Origin of the sequence: Acidovorax sp. GBBC 1281, from assembly GCF_028473645.1 — a bacterium.
Lineage (GTDB): Bacteria > Pseudomonadota > Gammaproteobacteria > Burkholderiales > Burkholderiaceae_C > Paracidovorax.
Genome location: NZ_CP097269.1, coordinates 1,850,301 through 1,869,083, shown reverse-complemented (window position 1 = coordinate 1,869,083; position 18,783 = coordinate 1,850,301). Strand labels below are relative to the sequence as shown.

The following is an 18,783-nucleotide window of genomic DNA, read 5'->3' as shown; positions in this document are numbered from 1 at the left end:
GGCGTCGCTGCGAGGCGCTCACCGCCCTCTCTGACCGCTCTGACCAAGGTCTGCCCGCATCGCTGAAAGCCTGCGGGCCAGGCCGTCAGGTGCGCCCCGTCTCCGCCGCCGCAGCGCTCGCATGCAGGCAGATCGCGGCGGCCGCACCCACATTCAACGATTCCTCCCCGCCCGGCTGGGCAATGCGGATCAGGCGGCTCGCGCGCTCCTGCAGCGCCGGTGACACGCCCTGCCCTTCATGCCCCATGACCCAGCCGCAAGGCCAGGGCAGTTGCGCCCGGTGCAGGAACTCCCCGCCGTGCGAACTGGTCGCCAGCAGGGGTAGACCGAGCGCATCGATGTCCGTCGCATCGAGCCCCTCCACCAGCCGCAGGCCGAAATGGGCCCCCATGCCGGCCCGCAGCACCTTGGCGCTCCACAGCGCCGCCGTGCCCTTGATGGCCGCGATCTGTCCGAAACCGAATGCCGATGCACTGCGCAAGATGGACCCCACGTTGCCGGCGTCCTGCAAGCGGTCGAGCACCACGGTGGACACGCCCGGCACCAACGCCGCGGCTGCCGGCATCTCCAGCACGAAGCCCATGCGTGCCGGCGATTCGAGGCCGCTGACGTCCGCCCAGAGGGGATCGGCAATCACTATGTTTTTAATAGCAGCATGCCGGTAGTTTTCTTGCGCTGCAGGCCAAAAAGACTCCGCATACACGGCCACCGCAGGCTGCAGCCCCCGGGCCAGCGCCGCACGGCACAGGTGGTCGCCTTCCAGCCACACACGGCCCTGCTTGCGGTAGGCGCTGCTGTCCTGCGCCAGGCGCCGCAGGTCCTTGACGAACGCGTTGTCGCGCGACTGAACGAAGGTGACGTTGTCCGAGGTCATGCCGGCTGCCATTCCACCTGCACCAGGCCCTGCGGCGCCGGCAACGCGTGCCCTCCATTCACGGTAGGCACCGAAGGCAGCGGGAGCACCGCCGCGTGGCCCTGGACGAGGGCCGCAGCCACGGGTGAAAACGAGCGGCGGTGGTGTGGGCAAGCGCCATGCTGCTGCAGCGCCGCCATGTGCTCGGCCGTCCCATATCCCTTGTGGCCGGCAAAGCCATATTGGGGATATTCCAGGTGCAATTGCGCGCACCAGCGGTCGCGCGTGACCTTGGCCAGGATCGACGCCGCAGAAATGGCCTGCACCAGCGCATCGCCCTTGACGATGGCGTCCGCGGGCACTTCCAGCACGGGCAGCCGGTTGCCGTCCACCAGCACGCGCACGGGCTTCAGGCGCAGCCCCTGTACCGCGCGCTGCATGGCCAGCATGGTCGCCTGCAGGATGTTGATGGTGTCGATCTCTTCCACGCTGGCCTCGGCCACCGCGCAGCACAGGGCCTTGGCGCGGATCTCGTCGTACAGCGCTTCGCGGCGCGCGGCGGTCAATGTCTTGGAATCGGCCAACCCGGCGATCGGATTCTGATCGTCGAGGATCACGGCGGCAGCCACCACCGGGCCGGCCAGCGGACCGCGCCCGGCTTCGTCCACCCCGGCCACCAGGCCCGGGGGGTGCCACGGCAGGGCCGCCTGCTCAGGCGGCAAGGATTTTCTGGATCGCATAGGCGGCCAATCGGGGGGTGTCGCGGCGCAGGGTTTCGTGCAGCGCGGTGAAGCGCTGCTCCAGAGCCGCCAGCGTGCCGGGGGATTGCGTGGGCGCGTCGAGCCACTGCGTCACGGCCGCGGCCAGCGCCTCCGGAGTGGCGGCGTCCTGGATCAGCTCGGGCACGACGAACTCACCGCAAAGGATGTTGGGCAGCCCCACCCACGGCTGCAGTTGCTTGCGCCGCATGAGGCGCCAGCTGATGGGGTGCATGTGGTAGCCGATCACCATGGGCCGCTTGAACAGGGCTGCCTCCAGCGTGGCCGTGCCGCTGGCGATCAGCGTGCAGTCGCAGGCCGCCAGCACGGTGTGCGACTGGCCTTCGACGACCTGCACGGCCTCGGCCATGCCGCATTCGCGCACCACCTGCTCGATGCGCTCACGCAGCGCCGGCACAGCCGGAATGACCATGCGCAACGCGGGGCGCGCCTGGCGCAGCAAGGCCGCCGCCCGCAGGAACGGCGCGGCGATGTAGTCCACCTCGGCCGAACGGCTACCTGGCAGGATGGCCAACACCTCGTCGCCGCGGGCCAACCCAAGCCGGGCACGCGCCGCCTCGCGGTCCGGCTGCATGGGAATCACATTCGCCAGCGGATGGCCGACATAAGTGGCCGCAATGCCGTGGTGGGCCAGGAGCGCGGGCTCGAACGGGAAGATGCACAGCACGTGGTCGGCGCTGCGCTTGATTTTGTCGATGCGCTCCGCACGCCAGGCCCAGATCGAAGGGCACACGAAGTGCACCGTCTTGATGCCAGCCGCACGTAGGTCGGATTCGAGCCCCAGGTTGAAATCGGGCGCATCCACGCCGACGAAGACCTGCGGCGGGGCCGCGAGCAGCCGCCGCCGCAATTGCTTGCGGATCTGCACGATGCCCCAGAGCCGGCGCAGCAGCTCGACGCTGTAGCCATGCACGGCCAGGCGCTCGCTCGGCCACCAGGCTGTGAAGCCCCGCCGCTGCATCTGCGGCCCGCCAATGCCCTGCCCGGTCACGCCCGGCCACTGCGCCTGCAGGCCGTCGAGCAGTAGGCCCGCCAGCAGATCGCCGGAGGTTTCGCCTGCCACCATCGCGATGCGCGGTGCCGGTTGGAGGGAGGGCGCCATCGCGGTCAGCGCGCGATGCCGCGCGAAGAGTTGGCGATGAAATCCAGCAGCAGCGCGATGTCGGGCGCGGCCTCGCCGTGGACCAACGGCAACTCGGCAATCGCCTGCCGCGCCGCGTCCAGCGTGAGGCCCTGGCGATACAGCAGGCGGTGCGCCTGCTTGATCGCGGCGAGCCGGTCGGCCGAGAACCCGCGCCGGCGCAGGCCTTCAAGGTTCAACCCGCGCACGGACAGCGGATTGCCGTCCACCATCATGAAGGGGGGCACGTCCTGCGAGATGTGGCTGGCGAACCCGGCCATGACGTGCGCGCCCACCTTGGTGAACTGGTGCACGCCCGTGAGGCCGCCGATGATGGCGTGGTCACCCACGTGCACATGGCCGGCCAGCGTGGCGTTGTTGGCCAGCACGGTGTGGTGGCCGACCACGCAGTCGTGGGCGATGTGCACATAGGCCATCACCCAGTTGTCGTTGCCGATCGTGGTCACGCCCCGGTCCTGCGCCGTGCCGGTGTTGAACGTGCAGAACTCGCGGATCGTGTTGCGGTCGCCGATGCGCAGCTCGGTGGGCTCGCCGGCGTACTTCTTGTCCTGCGGCGCGGCGCCCAGCGAGGCGAACTGGAATATCCGGTTGTCTTCGCCGATCGTGGTGCGCCCTTCGATGACGCAGTGCGCACCCACCGAGGTGCGCGCACCGATCGTCACGTGCGGGCCGATCACCGCATAGGGGCCAATGGCCGCGGAGGCGTCGATCCGCGCTGCGGGGTCGACGATGGCTGTGGAGTGGATGCTGCTGGTCACGTGCCGCCCTGCCCTCGCAGCGTCAGCCCACGGTGCGCATGGTGCACATGATCTCGGCCTCGCAGGCCACGCTGTCGCCCACGCGTGCCAGGCCCTTGAACTTGTAGATGCCGCCCTTGATGCGGTCCAGATCCACTTCCAGGATGAGCTGGTCGCCCGGCTCCACGGGGCGCTTGAAGCGCGCGCCGTCGATGCCGACGAAATAGAACACCTTGTCGTCGCCGGGCGCCTCGCCCATCATGTCGAACGACAGCAGGCCCGCGGCCTGCGCCAGGGCCTCGAGCATGAGCACGCCGGGCATCACGGGCCGGCTCGGGAAATGCCCCGTGAAGAAAGGCTCGTTGATCGTGACGTTCTTGAGCGCCTGGATGCGCTTGCCCCTTTCGAGTTCGACCACGCGGTCCACCAGCAGAAACGGATAGCGGTGCGGCAAGAGCTTGAGAATTTGGTGGATATCCATCATTGGAAGATGCGGTCTAACCGTCTTTTCGAGTTTGTTCGAGGGCCTTGATCCGTTCGCGCAGGCTGTGAAGCTGCTTGAGCGTGGCCGCGTTTTTTTCCCACTTCGCATTTTCGTCGATGGGGAACATGCCGGTGTATTGACCCGGCCGGGTCAGCGATCGCGTGACCACCGTGGCCGCCGACACGTGCACGTGGTCGGCCAGTTCGAGATGCCCCAGCACGATGCCTCCGCCCCCCACCGTGCAATGCGCGCCGATGGTCGCGCTGCCCGCCACCCCCACGCACCCCGCCATGGCGGAATGCCGGCCGATGCGCACGTTGTGGCCGATCTGGATGAGGTTGTCGAGCTTCACGCCATCTTCGATGACCGTGTTTTCCAGTGCGCCGCGGTCGATGCAGGTGTTGGCGCCGATCTCGACGTCGTTGCCGATGTGCACGGCCCCCAACTGTTCGATCTTGACCCACTCGCCGCCCTGCGGCGCAAAGCCGAAGCCGTCGGCCCCGATCACCACGCCGGCATGCACGATGCAGCGCTCGCCGATGTGGCAGTCCTCGCCTAACGTCACCCGCGATTTGAGCACCGTGCCCGCGCCCACGTGCGCGCCGCGCTCCACCACGCACAGCGGGCCGATGACGGCCGTGGGATGCACCGTGGCGTCGGGGTCCACCACCGCGCTGGGATGGATGCCCTGCGCCACCGCCACGGCATGCGCGCGCTTCCACAGCTGCGTGGCACGCGCGAAATACACGTACGGCTCGTCCGCGACGATGCACGCCCCCCGGGCCAGCCCGGCCTCGCGCATCGATGGCGCCACAATGACACAGGCCGCCCGGGAGGCGGCCAGTTGCTGCTGGTAGCGCGGATGGCTTAAAAAAGCCAGGTCACCGGGACCTGCAGACTCCAGGGGAGCGATGCGGCGGATTTCTCCGTCCCTCTCGCCCCCCTCCAGCGTGCCGCCCAGCGCATCGACGATCTGCCCCAGAGAGAGGCTCACGCCGCGCGCCCCGTCAGCCGACGGCCATCACTTGGCGGGCGTGGCAGCAGCGGCATTCAGTGCCTTGATCACTTTGTCGGTGATGTCGTGCTTGGGGTTGATGTAGACGGCTTCCTGAAGGATCACGTCGTACTTCTCGGCCTCGGCGACCTGCTTGACGACCTTGTTGGCGCGCTCGAGCACTTGGCCCAGCTCTTCGTTCTTGCGGGCGCCCAGGTCTTCCTGGAATTCGCGGCGCTTGCGCTGGAAGTCGCGGTCCTGGTCGACCAGCTGGCGCTGGCGGGCCGTGCGCTGGCTCTCGGCCATCGTGGGCGCTTCGCGCTCGAACTTCTCGGTGGCGGACTTCAGGCTGTTGCCCTGCTCCACGAGGTCCTTCTCACGACGGGAGAACTCCTGCTCCAGCTTGGCCTGGGCCGCCTTGGCGGTGCTGGCTTCGCGGAAGATGCGGTCGGTGTTGACGAAGCCGGCCTTGAACTCCTGCGCCTGTGCAGGCACGGCTGCACCGAGCGTGCCCAGCAAGAGAACGAGGGGAATATGGCGGGAGAGAGATTTCATTAGAAAGACGTTCCGATCTGGAATTGCAGTTTCTGGATTCTATCGCCGGCGAACTTGCGCACCGGTTGCGCAAAAGCGAGGCGAAGCGGACCGAGCGGAGAAATCCAGCTCAGGCCCAGGCCGGCAGAGACACGCATGTCGCTGAGGGTGACCTTTTCATCTTCGCCGTACACGTTGCCCGCATCCACGAAGGTGAACACGCGCAGCGTGCGGTCGTTGCCCGCACCTGGGAACGGTGCGATCAACTCGGCATTGAGCGTGACCTTCTTCGGTCCGCCCAGCGACGCACCCGTCACGTCGCGAGGACCCAGCGTGCCCTGGTCGAAACCGCGCACGGAGCCCAGGCCGCCCGAGTAGTAGTTCTTGAACACCGGGAACGGCCGGCCGTTCATGCCCTTGCCCCAGCCGAACTCGCTGTTGAATGCCATGGTGAACTTCTTGTTCAGCGGCACATACTGCTGGAACTGGTAATTGCCACGCACATAGCGCGCATCGCCGGCCACCGACCATTCGGTGTTCAGGCGCTGGTAGCGGCCCGAATTGGGCGCCAAGGCGCTGTCTCGGTCATCGCGCGACCAGCCGATCGTGAGCGGAATCGCGGTGCTGCTGGAGCCGTAGGTCGTGGCATACGACAGGTACGCGGCGGGAATGTTGGTGCCCAGCTTGATCCGCGTCTGTTCGAGGCCGCCCCCGAAGAACACGGTATCGGTTTCGCTGAAGGGGATGCCGAAGCGCACGCTGGTACCAGCGGTGATCAGCTCGTAGTTGCCACCCTGGTCCTCGTACGGCTTGTCGGTGCGGTAGTACAGATCGAGCGTGCGCGAGATGCCGTCCCGCGTGAAATACGGGTTGGTGGTGCTGAACACCAGCGTGCGGCGGTACTTGCTGGTGTTGACGTCCACCCCGAGGTAGTTGCCCGAACCGAACACGTTCTCCTGCTTGATGCTGAACGACAGCGAGACCTTTTCCGCGCTCGAGAAGCCCGCGCCCAGCTGCAGCGATCCGGTGGGCTTTTCGGCCACGTTCACCACCAGGTCCACCTGATCGGCCGAGCCCGGCACTTCCTGCGTTTCCACATTGACTTCGGTGAAGAAGCCCAGGCGGTCCACGCGGTCACGGGACAGCTTGATCTTGTCGCCGTCGTACCAGGAGGCTTCGTACTGGCGGAACTCGCGGCGGATCACTTCGTCGCGCGTGCGGTTGTTGCCGCTCACGTTGATGCGGCGCACGTAGGCACGGCGGGCCGGCTCGGCGCGCAGTACCAGGGCCACGCGGTTGTTCTCGCGGTCCACTTCGGGCACCGCTTCGACGCGCGCGAACGCGAAGCCGAAATTGCCGAAGTAGTCGGTGAATGCCTTGGTGGTTTCGGCCACCTTGTCGGCGTTGTAGGGCTCGCCGGGCTGGATGGTGATCAGCGACTTGAACTCGTCGTCGCGGTCCAGGTAATTGCCTTCGATCTTCACGCCGGAGACCACGTAGCGCTGGCCCTCGGTCACGTTGACGGTGATCGTGATGTCCTGCTTGTCCGGGGAGATCGCCACTTGCGTGGAATCGATGCGGAACTCGAGGTAGCCGCGTGCCAGATAGTAGGAACGCAGGGTTTCCAGGTCGGCGTTCAGCTTGGTGCGGGAATAGCGGTCCGACTTGGTGTACCAGCTGAGCCAGCCGCCCGTGTCCTGGTCGAACAGCCCTTTGAGCGTCGATTCGCTGAAGGCCTTGTTGCCCACCAGGTGGATTTCCTTGATGCGCGCGGGCTCGCCTTCGGTCACGGTGAAGGTGAGGTTGACGCGGTTGCGCTCGATGGGGGTGACCGTGGTCACGACCTCGGCGCCGTACAGGCTCTTGTTGATGTACTGGCGCTTGAGCTCCTGCTCCGCGCGGTCGGCCAGGGCCTTGTCGAAAGGCCGGCCTTCGGTCAGGCCCACATCGCGCATGGCTTTCTTGAGCGTGTCCTTGTCGAATTCGCGGGCACCGGCGAAGTCCACGTCGGCGATGGTCGGCCGCTCTTCCACGACCACCACGAGCACGTTGCCGCTGGCCTCCAGGCGCACATCCTTGAACAAGCCCAGCGCGAACAGCGCACGGATCGCCGCAGCGCCCTTCTCGTCGTTGTAGTCGTCACCCACCCGCAGCGGCATCGACGCGAAGATCGTGCCCGGCTCGACGCGCTGCAAACCCTCCACCCGGATATCCTGCACCTTGAACGGCTCCAGGGCCCATGCCGCATTGGCAGCAAAAACCATGGCGGCCACGGCACATGCCTTGCGCACGCCCAAGCGATTGAATTGTTTTTTCATGAGTGAACTGGTACCGCACGGTGAACGCGCACGGCAAAAAGGTTAGCCAAAAAGCCGGGTGATATCGTTGAACAGGGCGATGGACATCATCAGGAGGAGCACCGCCACGCCGCCGCGCTGCAATCGCTCCATCCAGGCGTCGGACACGCCCTTGCCAGTCACGCCTTCCCAAAGATAATACATCAGGTGTCCACCGTCCAAAACCGGCAGCGGAAGCAGGTTCAGCACGCCCAGGCTCACGCTGATGAGGGCCAGAAACACCAGGTACTGGGTCAGCCCCATGCTGGCCGAACGACCCGCGTAATCGGCGATGGTGAGCGGGCCGCTGAGGTTCTTGAGCGAGGCCTCGCCGATCACCATGCGCCCCATCATGCGCAGGGTCAGTGCCGACACCTCCCAGGTGCGGACCACCCCATTCCAGAGTCCTTCAAGCGGCCCGTGCCGCACGGTCACGAACTCCGGCTGGGCGCCCACGAAGGCCCCCACGCGGCCGACCGGGCCCGAATGCTCGCTGTGCAAGTCCGGCAGTACATCCAGCGTCAAGGTCTGGCCGCCGCGTTCGATGCGCCACGGCTGAGATACAGCCACCCCGCCACTGACCGATGCACGGATGAGCTCCCGCAGCTGCTGGCCATCCACCACATTGGTCGCACCCAGCCTGACGATCAGGTCCCCCTGCCGCAATCCAGCGCGTTGCGCCGGGCCACCCTGGACCACCTCGCCAAGCACGGGCCGCGTCCACGGACCCACGATGCCGATCTTGCGAAAGAGCTGCGCATCCGCCTCCCGCGCATCGAATTGCGCGAGTTCCAGCACCATCTGGCGCTGCGGCGCCCCGGGCGACGGCTGCACCTGCAGGCGGACGTCGGTGCCGTCGAGCGCGCCGCGGGTCAGGAGCCAGCGCAGGTCTTCGAAGGATCGCACTGGCTCGGATTCTTCGTTGCCGAGGGCCGCTTCCAGCACGAGCTCGCCGCCTTGCAAGCCGGCTTTCTGGGCCACGGACCCGGGCACGGGGCTGGCGAGAACCGCCTTCGGCTCCTCCACGCCCATCCAGTTCACTGCCGCGTACAGCAGCACGGCGAGCAGCAGATTGGCCGCCGGACCCGCTGCCACAATCGCAGCGCGGGAGCGCAACGGCTTGGCATTGAACGACAGGTGGCGCTCATGGGCATCGACGGGGGCCTCGCGCTCGTCCAGCATGCGCACGTACCCGCCCAAGGGAAACGCGCCGATGACGAACTCCGTGGGCGATCCCTTGGGTTGCCAGCGCAGCAGGGGTTTGCCGAAACCCACCGAAAAACGAAGGACCTTCACGCCGCAGGCGATCGCTACGCGGTAGTGGCCGTATTCATGGACGGCGATGAGCACGCCCAGCGCGACGATGAAGGCAATGACGGTCAGCAACATGGTGTCTTTCTGCCCAGAGGCGATCGCTCAGGCGGCCAGCCGCTGCGCACTGCGCAGAGCGACGGACCGCGCTTCGGCATCCAGCGCCAGCAGGGCCCCGAGCGATTCGGGGTTGGAGGGCGTCACCGCCTCCAGAGTTGCAAGGTTCAGCCGATGAATCTGATCGAAACGGATGCGGCGCTCCAGGAACGAGGCTACGGCCACCTCGTTGGCGGCATTGAGCACCGCCGTGGTGCCGCTTTGCGCGCGCAGCGCCTGCCAGGACAGGTGCAGCCCCGGGAAGCGGGTGGCATCGGCTTCCTCGAAGGTGAGCGAGGACAGGGTGGAAAAATCCAGCCGCGGCGTTCCGCTCTCGATGCGCTCCGGCCAAGCCAGCCCGCAGGCGATCGGAACACGCATGTCCGGCGTTCCCAGTTGCGCCAGCACCGACGCATCCACGAACTGGACCATGGAATGGATGATCTGCTGCGGATGGATCACCACCTTGATCTGCTCCGGCGCCAGATCGAAGAGCCAGCGCGCCTCGATGACCTCCAGGGCCTTGTTCATCATGGTGGCCGAATCGACCGAGATCTTTCGCCCCATCGAGAAATTGGGATGGGCGCAGGCCTGCTCCGGCGTGACATCGCGCAGCGTGGCCGGCGCCCGGGTGCGAAACGGCCCACCGGATGCGGTCAGCAGAATGTGGTCCACGCGGCGCGCCCAAGTCTGCGGGTCTTCCGGCAGGCACTGGAAGATGGCCGAATGCTCGCTGTCGATCGGCAGCAGCGTGGCCCCGCCCTCCTGGACGGCGGACATGAAGACCTCGCCGCCCACCACCAGCGCTTCCTTGTTGGCGAGCAGCAAGCGCTTGCCGGCCCGGGCCGCCGCAAGGCAGGGGCCCAGGCCCGCAGCGCCGACGATGGCCGCCATCACCACGTCCACCTCTTCGTGGGAGGCAATGGTGTCCAGCGCGTCCAGGTCCTGCAAGACCCGCGTTGCCAGGCCATGCGCCGCGAGCCGCTCCTCGAGCAGCCGCGCATGCGGCGCGCTGGCCATCACGGCGAAGCGGGGCTGGAAACGGACACACTGCGCCAGCAGGGCGTCGACCTGCGTGGCAGCGCTCAGGGCAAACACCTCGTAGCGCTCGGGATGGCGTGCCACCACATCCAGGGTGTTGGTACCGATGGACCCCGTGGATCCCAGGACCGTGATGCGTTGTTTCATGCGGAAGCGAAGTGGGTCAACATCATGGCCAGCGGCAAGGTGGGCAGCAGCGCATCCACGCGATCGAGCACGCCGCCGTGGCCCGGAAGCAAACCGCTGCTGTCCTTGGCGCCGATGCTGCGCTTGACAAGGGACTCGGTCAGGTCGCCCACCACGCTCATGGCCGCCATGAACACGGCACCCAGCAACAGCAGCCACCAGCCGCGCGCGAACAGGTGGGTATAGAAACTCGCGACCGATGCACCGGCGGACGCGTCGGCGACCACCCAGCCCACCGCCAGAACCACCACACTGGCCATGCCGCCCCACACGCCTTCCCAGCTCTTGCCGGGGCTGATCGAGGGGGCCAGTTTGTTCTTGGTGAAGCGCAGGCCGAATGCCCGGCCTGCAAAGTACGCAAAGATGTCGGCCACCCAGACAAGAACCAGGATCGACATCAGAAAATTGATGCCCGCCATGCGCGCCTGCACCGCGGCCAGCCACGCCAGCCACAGCACGAACACGCCGCCGACCAGCCGCACGGCCTTGGGAACCTGGGGCCAGCCCTGGACACCCGCGCGCAGCATCCACGCACCGACAAGCACCCACGCGGCGCCACCCAGGGTCCACAGCCAGGCCAGCGGTTGCTGCAACCAGCCCAGTGACCAGCTCGCCGCGCAAAGCGCGACGCAAGCGGCCCCCACCCCCACGGCCGCGCCAGAGCCCAGCCCTTGAAGCCGACCCCACTCCCAAGCACCCGCGGCCATCAAGACCAGGATGACCGTGGCAAAGGGCCACGGAGACGGGTAAAAAAGCGCCGGCAGCAAAATGGCCAGCAGGACGATGGCAGTGATGACGCGCTGTCGAAGCATGGGAAAGCCCTTTCAGACCTGCAGCGAGGCAGGTGACGACGCCAGTATTTGCTCGGATGTCTTGCCGAAACGGCGCTCTCGGGCATTGAAGGCGGCGATGGCCTCATCCAGGGCCTTGCCGTCGAAGTCCGGCCAGAGCCGGTCACTGAAGTAGAACTCGGAATAGGCCGACTGCCACAGCAGGAAATTGCTGATGCGCATTTCGCCACCCGTGCGGATCACCAGGTCCGGATCCGGCACGTGCGCCAGGCCCATGGCCGCATGCAGGCTGGCCTCGGTGATGGGCTCGCCCCGCGCCGCGACGGCCGCAGCGGCCTGCGCGATGTCCCAACGGCCGCCGTAGTTGAAGCAGACGTTCAGGACCAGGCGGGTATTGTGCGCGGTGTCCAGCTCGGCCTGGCGCAGGCCCGCACGCACCTTCTCGGACAACCCAGTCTTCTCACCGACGAAATGCAGGCGCACTCCGTCCTTTTGCAACTGGGGGACTTCCCGGGACAGCGCCTTGACCAGCAAGTCCATGAGGCCCGACACTTCATCGGCAGGCCGGTTCCAGTTTTCCGAAGAGAAAGCGAACACCGTCAGCACGGCCACGCCCCGCTCCACGCAGGCCTGCGCGCAGCGTTTGAGAGACTCCACGCCCTGCTTGTGCCCTGCCAGCCGCGGCAGGAAACGGCGCGTGGCCCAGCGGCCATTGCCATCCATGACGATGGCAACGTGGTGCGGAATGGCCGAAGAGGCGGACATGCAGGGCAACGATCGATTCCCGGAACCGGGGATCAGACCGCCATGATTTCCTGTTCCTTACCGGACACCAGCGCATCGACTTCAGCGATGTGCTTGTCGGTGACTTTCTGGATCTCGGTTTCCGAACGCTTCTGGTCGTCTTCGGAGGCCAGCTTGTCTTTGACCAGCTTCTTGACGGCTTCGTTGGCGTCACGGCGCAGATTGCGCACGGCGATCTTGGCGCTCTCGCCTTCGTTGCGCGCGAGCTTGGTCATTTCCTTGCGGCGCTCTTCGCTCATGGGAGGCATGGGCACGCGGATCAGGTCGCCCATGGAAGCGGGATTCAGGCCCAGATCGCTTTCGCGGATGGCTTTCTCGATCTTGGCGCCCATGCCCTTTTCCCAGGGCTGGACGCTGATGGTGCGCGAGTCGATCAGGGCCACGTTCGCCACTTGCGACAACGGCACGAACGAGCCGTAGTACTCGACCTGCACGGAATCGAGCAGCGCTGGATTGGCGCGGCCGGTGCGGATCTTGGACAGATTGTTCTTGAACGCCACGATGGACTGGTCCATCTTGGTTTCTGCATTCTTCTTGATATCGGCAATGGTCATGTTTTTCTCCTCAGCATGAAGCCGGGCACGCCGGGGCGCGCCCAACGCTCAAGCGTACACCAGCGTGCCTTCGTCCTCACCCATGACCACGCGCTTGAGCGCGCCGTGCTTGATGATGGAAAACACGCGGATCGGCAACTTCTGGTCACGGCACAGGGCAAACGCCGTCGCATCCAGAATCCCCAGATTGCGCGACATGGCCTCGTCGAACGTGAGCTTGGTGTAGCGGGTCGCCGTCGGGTCCTTCTTGGGATCGGCGGTGTACACACCGTCCACCTTGGTCGCCTTCAAAACCACCTCGGCGCCGATTTCGGCACCCCGCAGCGCTGCCGCGGTGTCGGTGGTGAAGAAGGGATTGCCGGTACCGGCGGCGAACACCACCACCTTGCCCTCTTCCAGGTATTGCAGGGCCTTGGGGCGCACATAGGGCTCGACAACCTGCTCGATGGCGATCGCCGACATCACGCGCGCCGTCAGTCCCTGCTTGTCCATGGCGTCGGCCAATGCCAGCGCGTTCATGACCGTGGCCAGCATGCCCATGTAATCGGCGGTGGCGCGGTCCATGCCGACCGAGCCGCCAGCCACGCCGCGGAAGATGTTTCCGCCACCGATTACCACGGCCACCTGCACACCCATGCGGGTGACCTCAGCGATCTCCTCCACCATCCGGACGATGGTGGCACGGTTGATGCCGAAGGCATCGTCCCCCATGAGCGCCTCGCCAGACAACTTGAGCAAAATGCGCTTGTGGGCTGGTGCAGCGATGGACATGGGGACTTCTCCGTGGGGCAATGGAATGGCGGGTGAGGTGGCGAGGGGGTCTGCGATCAAGCGGCAGACTTGGCGGCTGCCACCTGGGCGGCCACTTCGGCAGCGAAGTCGTCCACCTTCTTCTCGATGCCTTCGCCGACCACATACAGCGTGAACGCCTTGACCGTGGTGTTGGCGCCCTTGAGCATCTGGCCCACGGACTGCTTGCCGTCGGCAGCCTTCACGAAGACCTGGTCGAACAGCGACACCTCCTTGAGGTACTTCTGCACGCCGCCTTCAATGCGCTTGCTGACGATTTCGTCGGACTGCACGGCCTTGCCCTCGGTTTCCGCCTTGGCCTTGTCTTCCGCGGCCTTGGCAGCGGCGACCGAGCGTTCCTTCTCGATCAGGTCGGCAGGCACGTCGGCGCTGGTCAGCGCGACGGGCTTCATGGCAGCGATGTGCATGGCCACGTCCTTGGCAGCGGTTTCGTCGCCTTCGAACTCGACCACCACGCCGATGCGGGTGCCGTGCAGGTAAGAGGCCAGCTTGTTGCCGGAGAAGTGCTTGAAGCGGCGGAACGACATGTTCTCGCCGATCTTGCCGATCAGGCCCTTGCGCACTTCTTCCAGGGTGGGGCCGAAGCCGTCCTGGCTGTAAGGCAGGGCACCCAGGGCTTCCACGTTGGCGGGATTGTGCTTGGCCACCAGTTCGGCAGCGGCCTTGGCCAGCGCGAGGAAGCTGTCGTTCTTGCTCACGAAGTCGGTTTCGCTGTTCACTTCGATCAGCCCGCCGGTCGTGCCGTCGATGTAGCTGGCGACCACGCCTTCCGCGGTGATGCGGGCAGCGGCCTTGCCGGCCTTGGTTCCCAGCTTCACGCGCAGCAGCTCTTCCGCCTTGGCCAGGTCGCCTTCGGCTTCCGTCAGGGCCTTCTTGCATTCCATCATGGGGGCATCGGTCTTTGCGCGCAGTTCGGCGACCATGCTTGCGGTAATTGCAGCCATCTTTTTCTCCAGTCTCAGTTCAGTTCGTTACAGCATTCGGGCTAAAAAAAAGGGGGCTAACCAGGAGCCCCGCTTTCATTCGCGACAGGTCGCGCGGCCGGGAATCAGGCAGCGGTTTCTTCCACTTCCACGAATTCGTCAGAGCCTTCGGCAGCCACGGCCTTGACCACGTCGTTCACGGCATTGGCACGGCCTTCGATGATCGCGTCGGCGATACCGCGGGCATACAGTGCCACGGCCTTGGCCGAGTCGTCGTTGCCGGGGATCACGTAGTCGATGCCTTCGGGGGAGTGGTTGGAGTCCACCACGCCGATCAGCGGAATGCCCAGCTTCTTGGCTTCAGCCACGGCGATCTTGTGGAAGCCCACGTCGATGATGAAGATGGCATCGGGCAGTGCATTCATTTCCTGGATGCCGCCGATGTCCTTTTCCAGCTTTTCCATTTCGCGGGTGAAGGTGAGCTGTTCCTTCTTGCTCATGGCGTCGAGGCCGCCTTCTTGCTGGGCCTTCATGTCCTTCAGGCGCTTGATGGAGGTCTTGACCGTCTTGAAGTTGGTCAGCATGCCGCCCAGCCAGCGCTGGTCGACATAGGGCACACCGGCGCGCTGCGCTTCGGTGGCGAGGATTTCGCGGGCTTGGCGCTTCGTGCCGACCATCAGGATGGTGCCGCGGTTGGCGGTGAGCTGCTTGGCGAACTTTTGGGCGTCCTGGAAGAGCGGGAGCGACTTTTCCAGGTTGATGATGTGGATCTTGTTGCGATGGCCGAAGATGTACGGGGCCATCTTGGGGTTCCAGAAACGGGTTTGGTGACCGAAGTGGACACCGGCTTCCAGCATTTCGCGCATGGTGACGGACATGAGAATTTCTCCGAAGGTTGGGTCTAAAATCCAGCCCCAATAACTGCCGGCTTGCAAGAAGAAGGCAGCACCTTGAAAGGGCTGGTTTGCGATTTGTCTTGCCAAGTTGTCGGCCACGCACTGCGCAGCCACCAGCAAAACCCAAAGATTCTAGCATGGCAGATTGACCGAGCCCAAACGGACCCTTGCGCCACCGGCGCGGCCGGCGCCGGCAGGGCCCGCCTGGAAACAGGCCCTTGGAAAACACAAAAACAGTAGCAGCCAGCGCAGTGTCCATTAGCGCTGGTGCCTGAAAGAGCTCAGAAACCAAATGCACATCGCCATCGTGGGCGCCGGGATCGTCGGCGTCACCACTGCTTACGAACTGACGTGCGACGGCCACGAGGTTTCGGTTTTCGAACAACGCAGCGCCGCGGCGGAGGAATCGAGCTTCGCCAATGCCGGCCTCTCCTCGCCCGCCCTCCTCATTCCCCTAACGGCCCCGGGCATCGGCGGCCCGCAAAGCACCCGGCTCTGGGGACGCCATGCGGCGGTGCGGCTCGCCAAGGGGGTGACGGCATCCGAGCTGCGATGGCTCTGGCGGTGGCGCAAGGCTGGCCGCTCGCCGGCCCTTCCGATGGCCCTTTCCGCACTGGAGCAACTGGGCCGCTACAGCCAGGCGCGCATGCGGTGGGTGTCGGAGCAGCTGCAGGTGGACGCGGAAACCGGCCGCGGCGCGCTGGTCCTGCTGCGCACGGTCGAAGACCTGGCGCACGTGCAGCCGGCCCTGCAACTGCTGCGGGACGCGGGCATGGTCATCCACGACGTGGATGCCGAGACCGCCCGCCAGATCGAGCCGGGCCTGTCCCCCGACACCCCCCTGATCGGCGCCCTGCACATTCCCGATGGCGAGTCCAGCAACTGCCGCCTCTTCGCCCAGATGCTGCGCTATGCCGCGCAGGAGCGCGGGGCGCAGTTCCATTTCAATGCCCAGGTCACCGGGCTGGATGCGGCGCCCGCGGGTCTGCGGATCGCCGGCGAGACGCTGCCGCGCCGGTTCGATGCCGTCGTCGTCTGCGCCGGCGTGGCGGCGGCGGCGCTGTTGCGCCCCTTGGGTGCCGAGCTGCCGATGGCCGCGCTCCACGGCTACTCGATCAGCGCCCCGGTGCGCGAAGACTCCCATGCCCCGCAAGGATCGGTCGTGGACCCGCTCCACCGGGTGACGATCACGCGCCAGGGCCAACGCGTGCGCATCGCGGGTGGCACCGAACTCGGCCGGGGCGATGGCGCGCACCATGCGCCCACGCTGCAAACGCTGTACCAGGCCATCTCCGGCTGGTTTCCCGGCGGGGTGCAGGTTTCATCCGGCCAGGTGCAGGTGTGGCGTGGTGCCCGCCCCACCCTGCCGGACGGTGCCCCGGTCGTGGGTCCGAGCGGCCTGCCGGGGGTGTGGGTCAACGCCGGCCACGGCGGATGTGGCTATGCTCTCGCCAGTGGCAGCGCGCGGGCCCTGGCCGACCTGATGGCCCAACGCGCGCCCGAGGTGGATCTGCAGCACTTCGCGCTGCGCCGCTTCTGAGCCGGACCCGACGCCATGTGCTCAGAGCCGCCCGCAGCAACAGCGCCGAAGCCCGCCCTTCGCCGGATCACGGCCGATCGGCCCCATCCCCTGTTCGACACGCCGGCCACCCGCCGGATCGAACAGGCCCTGGCAGCGCAATGCCCCCCACACACCCTGATGCAACGGGCCGGTTGGGCGGTGGCCCGGCTGGCCCAGGCCGTCGCCCCGCACGCACGCAATGCATGGGTGGTCTGCGGCGCGGGCAACAACGGCGGCGACGGCCTGGAAGCGGCGCTCCACCTGCACCGGGCGGGGCGCATCGCCACGGTGACCTGGCTGGGCAGGCCGGACACGGTGCCGCCCGATGCGCTCGCGTCCTATCGGCGCGCTGCGGCCGCGGGTGTCGTTTTTTCCGATGGCCCGCCGCCGGGCATGGGGCCCGATGACGTGTGCGTGGACGCGCTGCTGGGCATCGGCCTGGCGGGCAGCGGCAAGCCCCGTGCGGCCGACCCGCGCATCCAGCACCTGCTGGCCCAACTGCATGCCACGCCCGCCCCGGTGCTGTGCGTGGATACGCCCTCCGGCCTGTCGGGCGACACGGGCCAGTTCGCGGCCGGACTGGCGCCGCCGCCGGGCGCCGCAGCGTCGCCACGGCACACCCTGGCCCTGCTCACCTTGAAGCCCGGGCTGTTCACGGGGAACGGGCGCGACGCGGCCGGACAGGTCTGGTTCGACGACCTGGGCTGTGGCGCGACGGACGTGGCGCCCTGCGCCTGGCTGGCTGCAGCGCCACCGCCCGCCCACCGCGCGCATGCCAGCCACAAAGGCAGCTATGGCGATGTAGCGGTGGTGGGCGGAGAAGGGCTGCGGGCCCGGGGCATGGGCATGGCGGGCGCAGCGCTGTTGGCGGCATCGGCGGCGCTGCACGCGGGCGCCGGGCGGGTGATGGTGGCCCTGCTGGACGGGGGCGACCTGTCCCTCGACCCCATGCAGCCGGAATGCATGTTCCGGCGCTTCGACGCGCTGCACCTGGAGCAAGGCACCGTGGTCTGCGGATGCGGCGGGGGCGAGGCCATCCGGGCGGTGCTGCCGAAGGTCCTGGCCGAGGCGCGCCGCCTGGTGCTGGATGCGGATGCGCTCAATGCCGTGGCCGGCGACCCGTGCTTGGCGAAGGCGCTGCGCGATCGCGCGGCGCAGCCGGGCCGGCACACCGTGCTCACGCCCCACCCGCTGGAAGCGGCCCGGCTCCTGGCGGTGGACACGCCCGGCGTGCAGGCCGACCGGCTGGCCGCGGCCTCCCGGCTGGCGGAGCAATTCGGCTGCGCCGTGGTGCTCAAGGGCTCGGGCAGCGTGATCGCTGCCCCGGGGCAAACGCCCCGCATCAATCCGACCGGCAACGCACGCCTGGCAACGGGCGGCACGGGGGATGTGCTGGCGGGACTGGTGGGTGCGCGGCTGGCCCCGGCGTCCGACGTGCCGAACGCCGCCTTCGATGCGGCCATGGCAGCCTGCTGGATGCACGGCGAGGCGGCGGACCAATGGCCTGACGGCACCGCCTTGACGGCGTCGGCACTCGCCCGGCGGCTGACGCCCGGGTGAATTCCGCCCGAAACGGTTGATTTGCGTCAACGGATCGCAACCAACCGTAACTGTCGTCGCAACAGCCTTCCAAAAGGCGTTGTCTGACAGACCGGGCCAGAACGCAAGCGGTTTAATGCGTTCACCCCACCCGCCGTGCAGGCCCCCACCCCTCTTGAAGGACATCTGTCATGAAACGCAAAATCCACTCCGGAACCCGCGCTTTCGCAGCCTTTACGGTGACAGTGCTTCTCGCGGTGGCCGCCACCGCCATGACGCTGGTGCCGGACGAGGCGGTGCAGGCCGCCGACTCGCTGGTGAATCTGCCGGGGAACCTCGAACAGATTCTTCCCGCGGAATCGTTCCTCAACTGAGTCCGGCATCCCGGCACGGCGCGGACCGGGGCAGTCCCC

Annotated in this window: 19 protein-coding genes; 3 read left to right on the top strand and 16 right to left on the bottom strand. The window is 66.8% G+C overall.

Annotated elements, in window-relative coordinates; all coding sequences use genetic code 11:
• Positions 1-85 precede the first annotated feature (85 nt).
• The 16 genes from M5C96_RS08445 to rpsB form a co-directional block, all read right to left on the bottom strand.
• Positions 86-874 carry a TrmH family RNA methyltransferase gene (locus tag M5C96_RS08445; RefSeq protein ID WP_272568503.1) on the bottom strand — a complete coding sequence of 263 codons (789 nt, stop codon included), beginning with the start codon at positions 872-874 and terminating at the stop codon, positions 86-88.
• A complete protein-coding gene (gene rnhB, locus M5C96_RS08440; protein ID WP_272568502.1) occupies positions 871-1,593 on the bottom strand; it encodes a ribonuclease HII in 723 nt (240 codons plus the stop codon). Before rnhB ends, M5C96_RS08445 begins: the two co-directional genes overlap by 4 nt.
• On the bottom strand, positions 1,565-2,734 hold the full coding sequence (gene lpxB / locus M5C96_RS08435; RefSeq protein WP_272568499.1) for a lipid-A-disaccharide synthase: 1,170 nt from the start codon (positions 2,732-2,734) through the stop codon (positions 1,565-1,567). The genes rnhB and lpxB overlap by 29 nt, the downstream gene beginning before the upstream one ends.
• A 5-nt stretch (positions 2,735-2,739) precedes the next feature.
• Entirely contained in the window at positions 2,740-3,531 is a 792-nt protein-coding gene (gene lpxA, locus M5C96_RS08430; protein WP_272568498.1) for an acyl-ACP--UDP-N-acetylglucosamine O-acyltransferase, read from the bottom strand.
• A 22-nt stretch (positions 3,532-3,553) separates the two neighbouring features.
• A complete protein-coding gene (gene fabZ / locus M5C96_RS08425; RefSeq protein ID WP_092744676.1) occupies positions 3,554-3,994 on the bottom strand; it encodes a 3-hydroxyacyl-ACP dehydratase FabZ in 441 nt (146 codons plus the stop codon).
• A 13-nt stretch (positions 3,995-4,007) separates the two neighbouring features.
• Positions 4,008-4,988 carry a UDP-3-O-(3-hydroxymyristoyl)glucosamine N-acyltransferase gene (gene lpxD, locus M5C96_RS08420; RefSeq protein WP_272568496.1) on the bottom strand — a complete coding sequence of 327 codons (981 nt, stop codon included), beginning with the start codon at positions 4,986-4,988 and terminating at the stop codon, positions 4,008-4,010.
• Between the two features lie 27 nt (positions 4,989-5,015).
• Complete coding sequence (locus tag M5C96_RS08415; RefSeq protein ID WP_272568495.1) at positions 5,016-5,543, bottom strand: OmpH family outer membrane protein; 528 nt, start codon at positions 5,541-5,543, stop codon at positions 5,016-5,018.
• On the bottom strand, positions 5,543-7,840 hold the full coding sequence (gene bamA, locus M5C96_RS08410) for an outer membrane protein assembly factor BamA (protein WP_272568493.1): 2,298 nt from the start codon (positions 7,838-7,840) through the stop codon (positions 5,543-5,545). Before bamA ends, M5C96_RS08415 begins: the two co-directional genes overlap by 1 nt.
• Before the next feature lie 42 nt (positions 7,841-7,882).
• Positions 7,883-9,247 (bottom strand): RIP metalloprotease RseP, encoded by a 1,365-nt coding sequence (rseP, locus tag M5C96_RS08405; protein WP_272568491.1) that lies wholly within the window; start codon positions 9,245-9,247, stop codon positions 7,883-7,885.
• A 27-nt stretch (positions 9,248-9,274) separates the two neighbouring features.
• Positions 9,275-10,453 carry a 1-deoxy-D-xylulose-5-phosphate reductoisomerase gene (ispC, locus tag M5C96_RS08400; protein WP_272568489.1) on the bottom strand — a complete coding sequence of 393 codons (1,179 nt, stop codon included), beginning with the start codon at positions 10,451-10,453 and terminating at the stop codon, positions 9,275-9,277.
• The gene (locus M5C96_RS08395) at positions 10,450-11,304 is read right to left on the bottom strand and encodes a phosphatidate cytidylyltransferase (protein ID WP_272568488.1); all 855 of its coding nucleotides are present in this window, start codon (positions 11,302-11,304) and stop codon (positions 10,450-10,452) included. Before M5C96_RS08395 ends, ispC begins: the two co-directional genes overlap by 4 nt.
• Positions 11,305-11,316: 12 nt before the next feature.
• A complete protein-coding gene (gene uppS, locus M5C96_RS08390) occupies positions 11,317-12,048 on the bottom strand; it encodes a polyprenyl diphosphate synthase (protein WP_272568487.1) in 732 nt (243 codons plus the stop codon).
• Between the two features lie 32 nt (positions 12,049-12,080).
• Positions 12,081-12,641 (bottom strand): ribosome recycling factor, encoded by a 561-nt coding sequence (frr, locus tag M5C96_RS08385; protein WP_272568485.1) that lies wholly within the window; start codon positions 12,639-12,641, stop codon positions 12,081-12,083.
• Positions 12,642-12,689: 48 nt separating this feature from the next.
• Positions 12,690-13,412 (bottom strand): UMP kinase, encoded by a 723-nt coding sequence (pyrH, locus tag M5C96_RS08380; protein ID WP_272568484.1) that lies wholly within the window; start codon positions 13,410-13,412, stop codon positions 12,690-12,692.
• 56 nt (positions 13,413-13,468) lie between these two features.
• The gene (gene tsf, locus M5C96_RS08375; protein ID WP_272568483.1) at positions 13,469-14,395 is read right to left on the bottom strand and encodes a translation elongation factor Ts; all 927 of its coding nucleotides are present in this window, start codon (positions 14,393-14,395) and stop codon (positions 13,469-13,471) included.
• A gap of 104 nt (positions 14,396-14,499) precedes the next feature.
• The gene (gene rpsB / locus M5C96_RS08370) at positions 14,500-15,252 is read right to left on the bottom strand and encodes a 30S ribosomal protein S2 (RefSeq protein ID WP_272568482.1); all 753 of its coding nucleotides are present in this window, start codon (positions 15,250-15,252) and stop codon (positions 14,500-14,502) included.
• A gap of 310 nt (positions 15,253-15,562) precedes the next feature.
• Here rpsB and M5C96_RS08365 point away from each other — a divergent pair, with 310 nt between their 5' ends.
• From M5C96_RS08365 to M5C96_RS08355, 3 genes are all read left to right on the top strand, one after another.
• Positions 15,563-16,810, top strand: a complete 1,248-nt coding sequence (locus tag M5C96_RS08365) for an FAD-dependent oxidoreductase (protein WP_272568481.1) — start codon at positions 15,563-15,565, stop codon at positions 16,808-16,810.
• A 15-nt stretch (positions 16,811-16,825) separates the two neighbouring features.
• A complete protein-coding gene (locus M5C96_RS08360) occupies positions 16,826-18,391 on the top strand; it encodes an NAD(P)H-hydrate dehydratase (RefSeq protein WP_272568479.1) in 1,566 nt (521 codons plus the stop codon).
• 170 nt (positions 18,392-18,561) lie between these two features.
• Complete coding sequence (locus M5C96_RS08355; protein WP_272568478.1) at positions 18,562-18,744, top strand: hypothetical protein; 183 nt, start codon at positions 18,562-18,564, stop codon at positions 18,742-18,744.
• Positions 18,745-18,783: the final 39 nt, after the last annotated feature.